At 54.5% G+C, this 16,951-nt stretch carries 12 protein-coding genes; 1 reads left to right on the top strand and 11 read right to left on the bottom strand.

Annotated features, from left to right (window positions below; genetic code table 11):
* Positions 1–56 precede the first annotated feature (56 nt).
* The 11 genes from PAT3040_RS29220 to PAT3040_RS29170 form a co-directional block, all read right to left on the bottom strand.
* On the bottom strand, positions 57–1,061 hold the full coding sequence (locus PAT3040_RS29220; RefSeq protein WP_108995454.1) for a zinc-dependent alcohol dehydrogenase: 1,005 nt from the start codon (positions 1,059–1,061) through the stop codon (positions 57–59).
* Between the two features lie 41 nt (positions 1,062–1,102).
* A complete protein-coding gene (locus tag PAT3040_RS29215) occupies positions 1,103–3,364 on the bottom strand; it encodes a helix-turn-helix domain-containing protein (RefSeq protein WP_108995453.1) in 2,262 nt (753 codons plus the stop codon).
* A gap of 43 nt (positions 3,365–3,407) precedes the next feature.
* Entirely contained in the window at positions 3,408–4,271 is an 864-nt protein-coding gene (locus PAT3040_RS29210) for a carbohydrate ABC transporter permease (protein ID WP_108995452.1), read from the bottom strand.
* Positions 4,265–5,191, bottom strand: coding sequence for an ABC transporter permease (locus PAT3040_RS29205; RefSeq protein ID WP_258235220.1), 927 nt, complete (start codon positions 5,189–5,191; stop codon positions 4,265–4,267). Before PAT3040_RS29205 ends, PAT3040_RS29210 begins: the two co-directional genes overlap by 7 nt.
* Positions 5,192–5,331: 140 nt before the next feature.
* Positions 5,332–6,963 (bottom strand): extracellular solute-binding protein, encoded by a 1,632-nt coding sequence (locus PAT3040_RS29200; RefSeq protein ID WP_108995450.1) that lies wholly within the window; start codon positions 6,961–6,963, stop codon positions 5,332–5,334.
* A gap of 277 nt (positions 6,964–7,240) precedes the next feature.
* The gene (locus tag PAT3040_RS29195) at positions 7,241–8,926 is read right to left on the bottom strand and encodes an alpha/beta hydrolase (protein WP_258235213.1); all 1,686 of its coding nucleotides are present in this window, start codon (positions 8,924–8,926) and stop codon (positions 7,241–7,243) included.
* A 78-nt stretch (positions 8,927–9,004) separates the two neighbouring features.
* A complete protein-coding gene (locus tag PAT3040_RS29190; protein ID WP_108995449.1) occupies positions 9,005–10,027 on the bottom strand; it encodes a FecCD family ABC transporter permease in 1,023 nt (340 codons plus the stop codon).
* A complete protein-coding gene (locus PAT3040_RS29185; protein WP_087569893.1) occupies positions 10,020–11,027 on the bottom strand; it encodes a FecCD family ABC transporter permease in 1,008 nt (335 codons plus the stop codon). The genes PAT3040_RS29190 and PAT3040_RS29185 overlap by 8 nt, the downstream gene beginning before the upstream one ends.
* A gap of 24 nt (positions 11,028–11,051) precedes the next feature.
* Positions 11,052–12,062 (bottom strand): ABC transporter substrate-binding protein, encoded by a 1,011-nt coding sequence (locus tag PAT3040_RS29180; RefSeq protein ID WP_373863985.1) that lies wholly within the window; start codon positions 12,060–12,062, stop codon positions 11,052–11,054.
* Between the two features lie 120 nt (positions 12,063–12,182).
* A complete protein-coding gene (locus PAT3040_RS29175) occupies positions 12,183–13,832 on the bottom strand; it encodes an AraC family transcriptional regulator (protein WP_108995448.1) in 1,650 nt (549 codons plus the stop codon).
* A gap of 51 nt (positions 13,833–13,883) precedes the next feature.
* Positions 13,884–14,936, bottom strand: a complete 1,053-nt coding sequence (locus tag PAT3040_RS29170; protein ID WP_108995447.1) for a helix-turn-helix transcriptional regulator — start codon at positions 14,934–14,936, stop codon at positions 13,884–13,886.
* Positions 14,937–15,175: 239 nt separating this feature from the next.
* Here PAT3040_RS29170 and PAT3040_RS29165 point away from each other — a divergent pair, with 239 nt between their 5' ends.
* Positions 15,176–16,897: an ABC transporter ATP-binding protein gene (locus tag PAT3040_RS29165; protein ID WP_108995446.1), complete on the top strand. Its 1,722-nt coding sequence runs from the start codon at positions 15,176–15,178 to the stop codon at positions 16,895–16,897.
* Positions 16,898–16,951: the final 54 nt, after the last annotated feature.

The raw sequence follows: 16,951 nt of genomic DNA, 5'->3' as shown, positions 1-16,951 counted from the left end.
CTTTCCGCAAAATGTTGTATTAAACTATCACAAAGCAACGTATCAGCGAGTGCAATTCAATCTCCGTGCCTGAACAAAGTGCCGATCGCTCCTACGGCGTCGGAATAATTTCCGTATGCCCGTTCGCAATCGTTAAGCGCGTACTCATGCGTAATCATGGCTTGGACCGATATGCGCCGCTCAGCCAGCAGACGAATATATTCCGACGTATTCCGGCCTTCGGTCCAACGCACATATCCGACGGGATAATCGACATTGTCCCGCTCGTACCGTTCGTCGTAACGTCCCGGCCCTCCAGCGCGCGATATGAGCACCTGCGCTTCCTTGGCGAACATCAAACCCCGGTTGAACTCCGTGCACAAGTCTCCTACCACCACAATTTTTCCGCGATCGCGCAGCCAGCCCAGCGAGGCGTCAATCAACCCCGAGCCCGATCCGCCGGCACACAGCAATACGGCATCGGCGCCGACGCCGCCTCCCGTCGCTTTCTCAAGCTCGCCCACCAGCTTTTCGCGGTTATCATATACCCGGGATAACCCGTATTTTCGCAGCATATTTGCCCGTCCGGCATCCACATCCAGGGCAATCGTCCTGTACGCTGCGGCATGAGCAATCTGAGCAATCAAATTGCCGAGGATGCCAAGTCCGACAACAATGACCGATTCGCCAAAAGCCAACCGCGCGGTTCGCAGCGCATGGATCGCTATCGCTCCCAATCCTGCATACGCGGCTTCCCGAGCATCCACATGCTCCGGCACCACCGCCGCCAGATTGGCCGGTACCGACAGCCATTGCGCATGACATGTATACGGGGCGCCGTAACAGGCGACCCGCTGTCCTTCGCGAAAGCCATGTGCGCCTTCTCCCACTTGCTCTACAATTCCGACCGCGCTGTATCCCAATATGCGCGGATCGTCCAAGCTGCCGCGAATCATCCCAAGCTCGGTGCCCGGACTAATCGCGGAATATTCGGTCCGCACGCCCACATGTCCCGGCAGCAGCTTCGGCTTCTCGATGTCGACGACGGCAACGCCGCTCCGTAGCGCAGCTATCGCTTTCAAATTCCGACCCCTCCTTTGTGCCGCCCGATATACGGGCGCTGTTATTCGTTAGACAGTTTTCTGTATTCGCTTGGCGAGGTGCCATAATATTTTTTAAAGGTCGTCGTAAAAGTCGACGAGTTCAGATAGCCGATTCTCTCCCCGATTTCGGCAATCGACAGCTGCGAATCCTTGAGCAGCTCTCTCGCATGGGTCAGTCTGATTTTGTTGAGATATTCGACATAATTGACGCCGAACGTTTTCTTGAAGTAGTTCGAAAAATATTTCGGAGTCGTCCCCGCCACCGCGGCAATTTCATCCAGATATAAATTCCGCATATAATGCAATTCAATATATTGGGCAATAAAGGACGGGTTCAGCTTGCGTCCGTTCTCCTCTTGCTTGGCATGCCCCGCCAATTGTCTCGCGGCATCGAGCAGCGCGTTCTCCATTTCGGCATAGTCAGGCGCTTGCTCCAGCCGTTGCATAAAGTGCCGCTCCAGTTCGTACAGCTCCTGACCGGTCCTCGCCGAACCTTCCGTGTGCCCGACCATGTAGAAGAACATGCTGTTCGCCAGATGGATCATTTGATAATAATGAATGCGCCGCTCGGCATTTTCCCTGATCGTCTCCCGAATCAATTGCGTCGCTTCCTGCAGCTTGCCGATCATCAAATAATGGGATAGCTTCTCCATCTTCTCGATCGGGTAATAAGCCAACCGTTTGTACTGGATTTCCGCCACATCCATCACCGAACTGCCATCGTTGACGGCACGGTACAGACTTCCGCCTTGCACGGACAAATAGGCCCGGCGGCAGTTCGACACATTGGAGGTATAGAGAGCGCTAACGCAAGCCCACAATGAAAATCCGGAAAACTCCTCCTTCTGCAGCCGGGTCAAGGATGTTCTCAGTTGTTTGATCAGACCGCTGCGCTCCTGCAGCCGTTCGACGCCAAGCATAACGATAAATTGCAGATGTCCGGCGTGAAACGCGTTGGCTGCCAAACCGTCCCGGCCGAGACCCTGCTCCATCCGTCGCTCCATGTCCTCTATCGTCCAATTCTCCGCCGATTCGTTTGCAAGCCGGCCAACCTGCACAAGCGCCATGATGAAGTGCTTGTGGCGGTAGAAATCGGCATAGTAGGTCTGCATTCGGATATCTTGCTCGGTTTCGTGCGGCAATCCGTCCAGCGTCTGAAGGAACGTTGATCTTCGCAGCTCCTCATCGGCATACGCCTTTTGCCTCCGATTGTCTTCATTCTCCGATTGCAGCCTGACAATACCGCTTAATATTTTGCGGAAATCATTGCCCTTGCTGTTGCCTCCGCCCAATTGCTTTAAAATTCTTTTGACGGGATTGTTCAAATAGACACTGAGCAGCAAAGACAGAATGATAGCGCATACACCTGCGGTCAACATAATTTTTAAATTGGCTCCAGCAACGGCATCCACATTGGCGAACTGGTAGGGCAACCGCTCCATGTAGATAAAGTCGTTATAGTCCGACTTCAGAATCCGGTATTCGTAATCCTGGCGTTTGACCGTCACTTCGCCGGCATTGCCGAAATAAGCGTCGCTCAGCGCATCCACCAAATTCCAGTTGTCGTCGGTGCTCATCAGCATGTCGCGATTCTGGTCCAGAATCATCATGGAGCCGCCGGAAAAAATCGGACCCTGGTTCACATGTTTGAGCAATGCTTCCAGATCGATCAACACCAGAACATTTTTACCGGATGAACGCAGCTTGTTGCCTCCGGTAACAACCAGCAGCTTTTTATTTTTGTGCTGATTCGAGTTCTCGCCGGTATTGACTGTAAACGGCGATGCCGGAAAAACCTTGTACGTTTTTTTGCTCCGCATATAATTTCGCCAGTAATCGGCGTTGTAGGTCTCATGCAAATATTTTTTATCGAAGAAATAGTCGAAGCGGTTCGTGCCCTTGGTGGTAACGACAATATCCGAATCGTCATAGAACACGGCCACCTCTTCGATAAAGTCGTAAGGAGCCGACAAATTGGCGATATGCTCGATCATCGTGTAGGCAATGGACATATCCGTGCTGTCATCGATCATCGAGCGCAGGCTGTCCGTTCCGGGCATTATGTGGATGGTGTGGATCAAGTTGTTGACCACCCTGAAGCTGTTATCGAAGGCCTGCACCGTCGATTGCATCATCATTGAGTTTTTGTCGGATACTTCTTCGTAGATGCCCGATATCGAATTGCGGTACACCATATAAGTCGAGACGAACATAAGGACGATAACCAACATCAAAGCCAAAAATATTTGCATAAGCCCTAGGCTGGTCATTCTACGTCTCATTGCGCACGCCCCTATCGATACGATGTCCCATTATTTTAACACATTAACCTTTCTCCGAGCCGAGCATCACTCCTTTTGCGAAATACTTTTGAGCGAACGGATACACGATTAATACCGGGATCATCGCGAGTACAATCGTCGCATTTTTCATCGCCTGGGGCGCCAGAGCCGCTTTGTCCACCAGACCGGCAGTCGAACCCTCGTTAAAAATAAGCATGCCTCGCAGCACAACCTGCAACGGATACAACGCCTGATCGTTTAAATAAATCATGGGCAAGAAAAAGCTGTTCCAGTGCCCCATAAAGTAAAACAGGCCGATTGACGCCATCGCCGGCTTTGACAACGGAATGACGATATTGAACAGAATGCGGAACTCCGAGGCTCCGTCGATCAACGCCGCCTCGCGGATCTGGGAAGACATATTCTCATAGAACGTCTTTAGAATAATCAACTCGAAGGTCCAGATCGCATTCGGCAGCACGAGCGCCCAGACTGAATCGATCAGCCCAAGCTGCTGCACGATCAGGTAATTCGGGATGATGCCCGGGTTCAGGAACATGGTGAGCACAATCATCAACATCCAGAATTTCCGGAACACCAGATCCCGGTTCGCAAGCGGGTAAGCGGCTATCGCTGTCATGAGCAAATTGACGAATGTCCCGAAAGCGGTATAAAATATCGTGTTCAAATAGGCTCGCGGAATTTTATCGTCCTTAAGCACTTCCGCATACGCCTCGAAATTAAGACCTATGGGCAGCAGCCATACTTGCCCTTGCGACACGCTGGCCGTATCGCTTAGCGATACCGCGGCAATGTACAAAACGGGGTACAGGGTCGCAATAGCTACGCCAACCAGCATAATCGCATTGATAACGCCAAAAAACGTAAACCTGGCCTGGCCTACCATAATCCGCTCCCTCCCAGCCGCTTGCTGATATAATTGGCTCCCAGCAGCATAACCATGGCAACCAGCGCTTCGAACAGACCTACCGCCGCCGCATAACTGTAATTAGACTCCAGCAATCCTTTGCGATATACGAAAGTGGAAAATACATCCGCCACCTCGTAAGTCATCGGATTGTAGAGCAGTAATACCTTCTCGTAACCGATACGAATCATCGATCCCGTCTTCAGGATAAACATGATAATGACCGTTGGCAGAATGCCGGGAAGCGTTACATTCCATATGCTGCGGAACCTGCCGGCGCCGTCCACTCTCGCCGCCTCATACAAGGTTGGATTAATGCCCGCTACGGCAGCCAGATAGATAATGGCGTCGTAGCCGGTGTTGGTCCATATTTCCGATGTAATATACACAGGCCTGAACCAACTCGGATCGACCAGGAAATAATGGCTTTCCAGACCAAGCGATACCAACAGCCGATTGACGATGCCGTTTGTCGGCGACAGAAAGTCAATGATCATGCTGCTGATAATAACAACCGAAAGAAAGGCCGGCAGATAACTGAATGTCTGAATCGATTTTTTGAATCGGGCGACTCGCACTTCGTTGAGCAGCAACGCAAGAAGGATCGGGAACGGGAATGACGCAATCAGATTAAAAAAACCAAGCGTTAACGTATTTCTGAACAGAAGAAAGAAGTCGTCGCTGCCAAAAAGTTTAGAGAAATGCTTCAGCCCCACCCACGGACTGTCAAAAATGCCGGTAAACACGCTGTAGTCCATAAAGGCGATGGCCAATCCGGAAAGCGGTCCGTAACGAAATATCAAATAGAAAACGAGACAGGGAATTAATAGAATCAGCAGTTGCCGGTCCCGCTTTATCCGCTTGCGGAGATCGGACCAATAGGACCGAAATACACGCATGCCGCCTTTTCGCAAAGCCGTCGTATCTGATCCCGCCATACATGATCACTCCTATCGATGTTGAGCGGCGATCGGACACCTAAGCATCCGATCACCGTACCGTGCTGTTCGCGGCCTTGCATTCGCCGCTGCCCGACAAATCATTTGGAGCTGTCGAACCGTTCTTGAGCTGCATTATAGATGCCGATATATTCCGTCACGCCAATCTTGGCCGCATTCTGCACCCAGGCTTCCCATTCGCTGTTGCCGTAGGCCTTGTTCAGAACATACTTGGAATTAAATTCGGCAGCCGCCTTTTCGAGCGAAGTCTGTATTTCCGCAAGTCTTGCGTTTTCTTGATCCGTAAAATTAAGAACGGGATCAAGCGGCTCGAATTTGTTGTCCGACAGCATCATATCCTGGGCTTCCTGCTCTTTCTCCGTGAAATTGTAATAGACGCTTCGTCTGTCGGGAGCCAGGTACATGCCTTCCATCCACATGCCGTAACGATCGTTCAGCACATTGATATCCACCGTCGGCAAATCGGAGAGCTCTGGATACGTAGCTTTGCCGCTCTCATCCCATGTAAAGTTGACTCCCTCCGCGCCTATGGTGACCAATTCCGCGCCGGACGGGCTGCTCAAATAATCCAGAAGCTTGAGCGCCGCTTCCTTATTGGCGTTATTGGCCACCGTTATGCCCCACGAGGCGTCGATTTTCGGCAAGGTGCGAATGTTTCCGGTTGGCCCGATCGGGTTGGCATAACGCAGATCAAAGTCCGGATTGACGTCTTTGATCTGGTTATAGAACAAGTCGAGCCGTCCAATCCAATCCCAAGTTACGAACGATTTATCCGTTGTCATCTTCGCCGTCCACGAGTCGGGGGTATCCGTTAGAAACTCGGGATCGATCAATCCTTCATTGTACAGCTTTTTGATAAAATCAAGCAGTTCCTTGTGCTCCGGTTGAATCGAAGCAAACTTCCAGACCTTAGACGCTTCGTCATAGTAGGCCGGATAGCTGTCTCCCGCTATCCCCCATCCGTAAGCCAGATCCTTAAAGATCAGCTCCTTCGTTTTGGATGCGAACGGATAGGAATCCGGGTACGCGGCTTTCATCGCCTTCAATACCTCATAGAATCCGTCCGTATCCTTCCACATTTCAAGACCTAATTCTTTCAAAATATCCATTCGCGCCATCAGCCCATGGTTGACGTCCCGATTCATATTGTAGATCGGCCAAGCATACATCTTGCCGTTCTCGTCTCCGTAGGATTTGATCACCCATGGGTTCTCCTCTACGTACATCCGGTTGAAGTTGGGGAGAATGTCGAGATAATCGTTAATGGCAACAACGGCTTTCTGCCCGCCAATCTGCTTTAACTCTGCAGGCTTCAATCCGTGGAAAATATCCGGCAGCTTGCCCGAAGCTACGGTTACTCTCAACTTGTCCTGATACGTAGAGTTGGAGAATGCCTGAAAATTAACTTTAATGCCTGTTCTTTTTTCGATTTCCTGAGCGACCAGCTTGCCGTTAGGATCCGACTCTCCACTGAGCATCCAAGTAATGGTTGTTGGTTTATCCACCAATGGAAGCGTCAATCCGCCGGTATCGCCGTACGTATTCGGCTGCTCCGTGCCGGCGCCGGAATCGGATGGCGCTGCGGACGGCGATTGCGTAACGTTTGCGGTGCCGTTGTTTTTATTCCCCGCGCCGTTGTTGTTCCCTGCGCATGCAGCCAGCGCGGATATCAGGAATACGCAAGCGAGAATGGCACTTAACCTTCTTTTCATTTCTTGTCCTCCCCATTTTCATCTATTTGATTTTTGACGACCGTTTAGCGACCGGTACCGGGTCCCTTCGGTCAACCACATTCTATATTCGGCTTTGGACTCACGTAAAGAAGGCGTTTTCAACCAGCGGCATTTTAACTCCGCAGACTTGTTAAATTGAAGTTAAATCCCTGTAATATCAAGGTTTTAGGGGCTGTAGAAAATGCTAAAGAGGTAGAAATCCATAATAAAGTCCGGATTATATTAGTGTAAGATACTCTCTACAAAAAGCCCAGGTTCATATGAACCTGAGCATCTCGCTAATAAGCGGATGGATGACTGACACATGGCCCTCCTCCTCGAACTTGCGGAACGAGAGTCGCAGTCGCCCCTCTCCCGCAAGCGGCAACAGCCGCTGGTATAACCTCTCCGCATCCTCCGCCATCCCGGCCTTCTCCCGGCCGCCGACGCCGATCAAGAGCGCTGCGGCGACCTCGCCGGATAACAACCTTCGTTCGAGCTCCGGCAACCGTTCCAGCAACGAGTGATTTTTCCACCAGATAGATGGACTGCCCGCGATATAGGTTTGGAAGCTGTTCGGCTTCACTGCAAGCGTCCGCAGTACGAAATATCCGCCAAGAGAGTGGCCAAACAGCGTTTGCCTCGTGCGGTCGACTGGGTACAACGCTTCGATCGCCGGCTTCAGTTCCTCTTCGATAAATTCGGAAAATACCGCCGCGCCGCCGGTAAGCGGCCAATCGGAGCCATCCGGTCGCGTCGGCAGCTCAGACGGCTCAGCCGGATCGGTGTAGTCCAGGAACCGATCCTCGGACACGATCGGTCCTTCGGCGTCATAGCCGATGCCGACCACGAGGGGCGGGCTGATTCCCTGCGGACCGCGCATCTGCAGCCGCACCGCTTCCGCGATGGAAGCGAACGACGCGTTGGCGTCTAGCGTGTAAAGCACTGGATACCCCTCCGGCGGGGGATCAGCCGATGGTACCGAGATGAAAATACGGTACTTCCTCCCATTGCGGTGCGATTGAATCTCTCGCTGCTCGGTGCGAGGAACGACATAGCCGCCTGCCTGGCGGGATACGAACGGCGCTAACGTCGCGATTGCTCCAGCAGCGGATTGTCCCGTCGAAAGTCTCGTTTCCGTGTTCGCGCAAGCTCCGATTAAGCTTTTCTCACCTATTTGCTCAAACTCGCTCGACTCCATGGCCCCAGCCGCCTCCTCCGCCGGACCGAACAGCCACTGCAGCGCCCGCGGGAGATTGCCCGCCATGCAGAGCGCGTCATGCGTGCCGCCCTCCTCCAAACGGAAGCGCAGACGGTCGTCCGGGAAACCTTTTTCCTGCCACAATCGGCGCGCTTCCAGCGTTGCTTCTACCATATGGCGCTGAATATTCGCCTTGTAAATACCCTCTGCGTCCCCCACCGACATATAGATTCGCAAGTCGTCGCGAGGCGCATCGTTGTTTCGCAAGTGCGGAATAACGCCTTCATACCAGAAGGACGCCGACAACAGGCCGAGCAGGCCGAACGTATTCGGCCGCCACAAACCGCCAAGCAGCGATACCAGGCCGCCGAAGGATCCCCCGATCAACGCCGTATGCTCCCGCTTCGGCTTCGTCCTGAACTGTCCGTCGACGAACGGCTTCACGCTGTCCGCGAGCTCGTCCAGATAGGCGCGCGCTCCACCGCCGAAAGCAGGATACGTCGACAGCAGAGGCGATGCCGGCCACGGCGTATATTCATCGTTGCGGTTCGGCGTATGTACGCCGACATAAAGCACCTCTTGCAGCTTTCCTTGCCTAGTCAAATGCTGCAGCTGATTTGCAACGAGCTGGAACAGGTCGCCCCCATCTTGCACGTAAGCGACCGGATATCGCCGCTCGCGTCCCGCGTCCGTTTCATAGGACGGAGGAAGAAGCACAGTAAGCCGGCGTCCGTTCGCCTCCATATTCCTAAACCAATTCAATGTATGCACACTCCCGTTTTCGCCCGCCTGCCGCTCGGACGTGGTAAATGAGTACCGTGGCCATTCGCTTGTTCGCCTTCATCGTCTGGCCCGGATAAGCAAAAACACAAAATAGGGAACGCCGATAATCGATATCACGATGCCGACCGCGAGTTCCGCCGGAGCGAACACCGTCTTGCCGATGAAATCGCCGACGACGACCATCGCCGTCCCGATCAGTCCGCTGAGCGGCAACGTTGCGCTATGGCGCTCTCCTACAAGCCTTCGAGCCAAATGCGGAGCGATCAGCCCTACGAAGCCGATGCTTCCCGACACGGCAACGGAGGCGCTGACGAGCGCGATGCTGCAAGCGAGCAACATATTTTTCTCCCTCTCCACGTTCACTCCGAGTCCTCCAGCCGTCGGTTCGCCTAGTTGAAATAGGTCCAGCACCCGCGACCGTCTCCACAACAAGATCGGCATCGCGAGCAGCCACGGCAGCATCGTGACGACGAACTTCCAGTTGGCGCTATAGATACTCCCTGCGAGCCACACCGCGGCCATCTCGAAGTCGTTCGGATTCATCTTAAGCGAAACATATATCGTAACTGCCCCGAATCCCGAAGCAATCGCTATTCCCACCAAAATAAGGCGTTGCGGATCCAGGCTGCCATTATGCCTCGCGAACAGGTAGATCAAAGAGGTTGCGAGCAAACCTCCCGCGAGACCGAACATCGGCTTGAGCATGACGCCCAGCCAGCCGGATGCCGCTATCGCTCCTTGAGTCAGAAACATGAAGAGAACGACCGTCATTCCCGCTCCGGCGTTAATGCCAAGAATGCCGGGATCGGCAAGCCCGTTCCGCGTGACGCCTTGAATAACGTTTCCCGCCATGCCGAGCGCGGCGCCGACCAGCATGGCCAACACGATCCGGGGCAGACGGAACTCGAACACGACAAGGTCATGTTCACGGACGGGGTCAATGCGCAGCAGCGTCTTGGCCACATCGAGCACGGACATGTCGAACATGCCGTTTGTTACGCTCAAATAAATCGCGGCAAGAATAACAAACGTCGTCCCGCCGAACGCCGCTCCCGTCCGAACGGACGCGCCTTTACGCATGTTTGCCCCCTCCTCTCGTCTTGATCAGGTAGAGAAAGAAAGGAACGCCAAACAGCGCTGTCACGACGCCGATCGGCGTCTCGAATGGCGCGTTCAGGAAACGCGAGATCAGATCGCACAGCCCGAGAAACAGGGCGCCCATCGCGGCGGATAACGGGATGATGCGCCGATAATCGACTCCGACGAGGAATCGCGCCAAATGCGGGACGATCAGGCCGATGAAGGCGATTTTGCCCGCAAGCGCAACGGCAGCTCCGGTGAGCACCACGACGGCGAGAATGACGAGCCCTCTCGTCAGCGCCGTTCGTTGTCCAAGACCGGAGGCTATATCCTCGCCGAGCGACAACACCGTCACAGACTTCGCCAGACAAAGCGCCAGCAGAAGCCCGGCCGCCACGAACGGAATCACGATCTTTAGCAGTTCGGGGTCTATTTGATGGAGCCTGGCGTTGTACCAGAAGCTGACGCTCTGCGAATACTGAAAGTAACTCGCGGCAGCAGCCGATACGCCGCTCAGGAAGGTGCCGACGATCGTGCCGAGAATGGCTAGTTTGACCGGCGACAGGCCACCCGGAATAAGCCAGGCCAAGCCGAACACCAGCCCCGCACCGAGCGCAGAGCCGATCACCGAGACGATAATGAGCCCCGTCGAACCCGAATAGGGCAGAAAAATCATCGCGAACGTCACCAGCAGCACCGAGCCGTCGGAGACGCCCATGATCGATGGCGAAGCGAGGTAGTTGCGCGTCATTCCCTGCATAAGCGCCCCGGACACGGCAAGCGCCGCGCCGATGACCAGCGCCCCGACCGCGCGGGGAAGCCGGGCATGGCGGATGATCTGGTGATCGACATTATCCGGGTCGAAGTGGGCGACGGCCTGCCATACCGTAAGAGCCGTAATATTTTTGGAGCCGTACAGAATAGACAAAATGATCAATAGCAGGGCTGCTGCCGGCGCCATCACGAGGATGACTGCCGGCAGTACGTTGTTGTGTCGCATATTCACACGCCTTATCGGATTCGGTTATGGAGCAAGCTTGGCTACGGCCGCCTTCAGGAATTCGATCTTGCTATAAGCCGTGCCGCCTTGCGCGAGCGGATCGACGATGTTGATGAACACGTTGCCGCTCTTGAACGCTGCCGTCGTCTTGGCGATTGGATTGTTCTGCAAATCTTCCAGAGCTTTAGGCGCGTCCGCGTTCTCCGTCGGCTCGAACTGCAGGAACAGAAAGTCTGGATTGATCGCGGCAAGCTGCTCGGTCGTGATCTCTTCCTGCGCTTTCGCCGCGGCGACCGCATCCGGAGCCGTCAGTCCCAGTTCCTCGTACAGAATCGGGTTAAAATATACGTTCGTCGGGTAGATGAACATTTTGCCGCCTTGGCGAATACGAACGACCGCGACCTTCTGGTCCTTTAGCTTGTCGCCAAGCTGCGACTTCGCCGCTTCGAGATCGGCCTTGTATTTCGCTACTTCTTCTTCCGCCTGCGCTTCCTTGCCGCTCAGTTGGCCCAGCAGCTTCAGATTTGCTTCCCAGTTCGTCGAGATATGCGAATACAGAATCGTAGGTGCGATTGTCGCCAGCTTCTCCGTTACTTCGGCAGGGAACTTCGTGGAGCCCAAGATGACATCCGGCTTCAGAGACAGGATTTGCTCGAAGTTCGGCTCCGTCTTCTCTCCCACCGATACCGCGTCCGTCGTAATCGACTGGAACAGCGCCGGGAATTCGCCGCCGAACGAAATCGCGCCAACCGGCTTCACGTCGAGCACGATGGAGTCTTCCATTGCTTCTACCGCGCCCGTGATTACGATTCGTTCCACGTTCGCCGGAATTTCATATTCCTGGTCCAAATATTTAATGACCTGCGTGCCTGTCGCCGTTTCTTCCGTAGGCTGCACCGTTGCTTCGGCCGTTGCCGTCTCCGTTGCCGCCGGGCTCCCCGCCGGCTCGTTGTTGCCGTTATTTCCTCCCCCGCAAGCCGTTATCGCAAGCGACAACGCAAGCAGCAGCATAAGACCCGCCATACCATTTTTCAACCTCATTGCCAGCACCTCTCCTGTTTCTCTAATTGATATTGATTATCATTAGCGATTATAGGATATGGATGCTGTTTCGACCATGGATTATATCCAGATCGAACATGGAAATAATCCAGATTACTCAACTATCATAGCAAACGCCATCTCCAGACACCGCTCGATTGCAATCGGCGAATATTCCCGCCATGGATCGGAGGGCAGCAGTCTGAGCCGGTTGTCCCTCACTACGGGGAGCGCCTGCCAATCCGACGATTCGCGCAGCGTTCTCCACCGTTCAAGCGTCTCGGATTCCTTGCGGATCAGCATGAACGCCCAATCGGCGTCCAGCCTGCCGAGCTCCTCCAGCGTAATCGGACGACCGTGATCCGAAGGCATATAAGGATGCAGCGATGTGAAGCCCAAGCCTTTTACCATCACATCGTGAAACGTCGAGCTGCAATCCAGGTACATCCGGTCTTTGACCAGGCGGATTTGCAGAACGTTGCGCCCTGGTCCTAGCGTTCCGGCGCGAACGAGGCTGCAGCGCTCCTCCGCCTTTCGATCGTAGTCGAGAATCCACTGCCGTGCCTCGGCCTCGGCGTCCAGCCTGGCGGCTAACGCAAGCAGAACGGACTCCCAGCCCGTCTCCTCGGAAGGCAGCAAGAACACAGGCGCAATCTTCGCAAGCCGCTGCCGCTCCCAGTCCTCCGTTTCGTTGGCGCATACGATCAGCTCCGGCTTTGTTCCGACGAGCTGCTCGATATTGGCCATGCGGCGATGATTCTGGCGGAAGGCGTCCAGATGAACCGGAATATCCGCCCCGTAACGCTCGATGTACAGCTTCGTCCACTTCGGATGCAACGGGGCCGCATACGGAATAATGCCGAGAGCCAGCATATAGCCGATGATCGAGGAGGAGCCGTATACGACGATTCTCTTGCTGCGAGACTTCATATAAGCCGTGGGTGACATGCCGGCGAACTTCTTGAACTTGCGGCTGAAGTAAAACTCGTCGGCAAAGCCGACCTGATGAGCCACCTCCTTCATTCGCAGCCCGGAATGGAGCATCAGTTTTTTCGCGCGGTTCATTCGAATGTTCGTCAAGGTGTCGATCGCGCTGACGCCGTACGTCTTTTTGAACGCATCCACATAATATTTCGGACTCAGCTTCGCAATGGAAGCCAGACGCTCAATTGATAAGTCTTCATGGAACCGTTCCTCCATGAAAGCCCTCGACCTCTCCAGAGCGGACTCGGTCGACGCCTTGCTGCCAACCCTCTCCGCCGACAGCAGCGAATAGATCAGCTCGTTCATATCAAGCTCCGCCCGCCATCTCTTAAGACCGTCTTCGCTTCGCCAATTCTCATAAATGGAGCGGCATAAGTGGGCGAGCCTCCCTTTCACGGGAACGTTCAGCTCATCCTTGCCTTCGAACAACATTTCGATCAGATGCGCAGCCGGCAGAGCCGCGAGGGGCAGTTGCTCCTTACCGGGTTCGATTGTCGCCTCGAAGTGCAAAATGGCCGCTGCCAGCTCGCCGCCCCGATCCGACAGCAGGCCGAATGTGCTGTCCGGACGCACCGGGTAAGCGCGGTCTCGTACCAATCTCAGCGATCCGGCATCCAGTTCCAGCTCGCCCTCGCCGCGAATCGGCACGATGAGCGCGGGAAGCAGCGTTAATTGCCGCTCCATCCTTTCTCCTTCCGCCCCGGCAAACAGTTCAATATCGATCAACCGCACCCGAAGCCGCTCCAGCGGCACGCCCCCGTTCCTTGCTGTTTTCAACATCGCTGCTCCCTCCCCTATGTCGTATGGTCATGACTTGTTCTCCCAGTCCGATCATAGATCAAATGATTTGCGGTATTGGCTCGGCGTAATATGATGTATCTTGCGGAATACGGCGGAGAAGCGTCCGGCGCATTCGTACCCGCAGGCTCTCGCGATATCCCGGATGCTCATCTCATCCTTGGCCAGCATCCGCATCGCTTGCTGCATCTTGCCCTCGCGGACATAAGCGGCGATCGTCACGCCGTAAACCAGCTTGAACGAACGCCGCAGCTTGCTCTCGCTCATCGCCGCAAGCGCAGCCAGACGAGATAAGTTGGGCGGCTCCAACATGTTTCGGTCGATTGCATCTTTAACCTTGAAGATGCGCTGCTTATTGTCCCATGTCACATGGTCGGCGCGCCTCTTGTCGATCAGCTCCGGTTGTTCCTGATTGCGCTTGATCAGCATCAGAATTTCCCCGCATTTAAAATAGTAATAAGGCAGCGGCGTTACAGCCTTCCGTATCGACCATTTCAGCTCATCCATCGCGAGCAGCACATCCGGCGTATTGATCTGAGGCTCCGTCCATAGCCGGGCTTCGCCTGGTTTAAAAGCGGTCTCCGGGCCGCCGCCCGCAAGCAGTCTGCCGTGGATATATTCTTCGAACACGATCATCGCGTCGAAGCATATAAGTTCCTCATCGGAATAATGGATCGTAATCGGTGTTCCCGGGCTCGCAACGACCTGATTCATCGGCTTCAGCTCCCGGTCGCTCCTGCCTTGTCCGGATATCGTTATTCGTCCTTTGCTGACGCTGAACAACCACATGCAAGGTTTATCCGTATCGAACGTATACGAAAGTTTTGATACCACCTTGAACCATGCGCTGACGCAAAACAAACCCGGCTCCGGGCTCATCTGGATGATCCAGCCTTCTCCCCGGCTCTTCGGCATGTCGTAACACCAGCCGTTTCCAAAGCGGCGCCTTTGCATCCCGAATTGCCGGGCCATTGATTCAAGACCGTCGACAAACATCCCTTTTTCGTCTTGAATAAAGCTTGTCCTTCTCGCCTTCGAACTTCCCGCGTCTATCCTCGCATTCGCTTTTCCGATTGACTTCCCCATACCTTCTGCCTCCACACAATGTGCCAAAGTGATATAGTTCTATGCTGATTTTAACTGATTTTGATTATCATTAACAGCTATAAATCTAATAAAATGCGGATGTTCCGGGCTTTCGCTTCTCTTTTCCACTTGTCCAGGAGCCTTTCGTCAGCGATTGACTTCCTCGATGACAACAACCTAATATAGCTTTGAATCATTTATTTTTTTGAACTACCTTTAGAAGGAAGGAAGATAAGCGCGTGCAGACTTTACGTCGTTTTTTCTCGTATTACAAGCCCTACAAGTGGCTTTTCACCCTTGCTTTCGGCAGCGCCATCATGGCCGCTCTGCTGGATCTGACATTCCCGATGGCTATCAATATCATCATCGACGACTTGCTTCCCAAGGGCAACTGGATGTCGATTCTGTGGGCCGGACTTATTTTGCTCGGGATCTATTTACTGAGCTCCGTATTTCATTTTGTCGTCACCTATCATGGACACAAGCTCGGCATCAATATCGAGACGGACATGCGCCGCAATCTGTTCAAGCGGGTGCAGAAGCTGTCGTTCCGTTTCTTCGACAACAACAAAACCGGACATCTCGTCTCCCGCATGACCAACGATGTCATGGATATGGGCGAGGTCGCCCACCATGCTCCCGAGGATCTGTTCATCGCCGTCATGACGCTGCTCGGCGCTCTGGGCATCATGCTCGGCATCAACTGGCAGCTGGCTCTCCTAACGTTTGTCATCGTGCCGCTTATGATCTGGGTATCGCTGCATTTCTCCCGCAAGATGAACGCCGCCTTCAAAAAAATGTTCAGCGACATCGCCGACTATAACGCGCGAGTCGAAAATAACGTCAGCGGCATGCGGGTCGTTCAGGCTTTCGCCAACGAGCCGTTCGAGATCGAGAAGTTCAGCCAGAACAACAATCAGTTCCGCTTGACCAAATTGATCACGTACAAGGTTATGGCCTGGCATTCCTCTATCAGCTTCGTCATGCTGAAGTTCGTTTCCCTGTTCGTCATCGTCTGCGGAGCCTGGTTCGTCATTGAAGGAAAAATGAGCAATGGCGACTTCATGGCGTTCATCCTGCTCTCCAACGTCTTCCTGGGACCGATCCGCACGATCAATTCCCTGATCGAGACGATACCCAAGGGGCTCGCGGGCTTCCGCCGCTACGAGGAATTGATTCATACCGAGCCCGACGTAAAGGAGAAGCCCGACGCCCGCAGCATCGGCCAACTCCGCGGCGATATCGTGTATCGGAACGTAAGCTTCGGTTATGAGTCGGACAAGTCGATCGTCAGCAATCTGAGCATGGACATTCGCGCCGGCGAAACCATCGCGCTGGTCGGGCCGTCGGGCGGCGGCAAATCCACGCTTTGCAGTCTGCTTCCCCGCTTTTACGACATTGCGGGAGGACAAATTATGATCGATGGCCTGGACATTCGCGATATGCCGCTGCGCAGCCTGCGCGAGCAGATCGGCATTGTGCAGCAGGATGTATTCCTGTTCGACGGAACGATCCGCGAAAATATCGAGTATGGCCGGCTCGGCGCAAGCGAGCAGGAGATCCGGCAGGCTGCGGAGCGCGCCCAGCTCGCGGAGATGATTGACTCCATGCCGGACGGACTCGATACGCTGATCGGCGAACGCGGCGTCAAGCTGTCCGGCGGACAGAAGCAGCGGCTGTCCATTGCCCGCATCTTCCTGAAAAATCCGCCGATCCTGATCCTGGACGAAGCAACATCGGCGCTTGATACGGAGACGGAAGCTTCCATCCAGCAAGCTCTGGCCGAGCTGTCCAAGGGACGCACCACACTGGTCATCGCCCACAGGCTGGGCACCGTCCGCAACGCTGACCGCATCTTCGTCGTGGCCGAGCAAGGCATCGCCGAGAGCGGCACGCATGACGAGCTGATGGAACGCGGCGGCATCTACCGCCGGCTGCATCAGCAGGGGCTGACGGGCTGAGGGGCCGACAGGCGGCATCTACCGCCGACTGCAACGGCAGGGGCTGACGGGCTG

It is taken from the genome of Paenibacillus agaridevorans, assembly GCF_003112455.1.
GTDB classification, from domain to species: Bacteria; Bacillota; Bacilli; order Paenibacillales; family Paenibacillaceae; genus Pristimantibacillus; species Pristimantibacillus agaridevorans.
The sequence above is the reverse complement of the archived record's forward strand: the minus strand, read 5'-3'. Positions and strand labels throughout refer to the sequence as shown.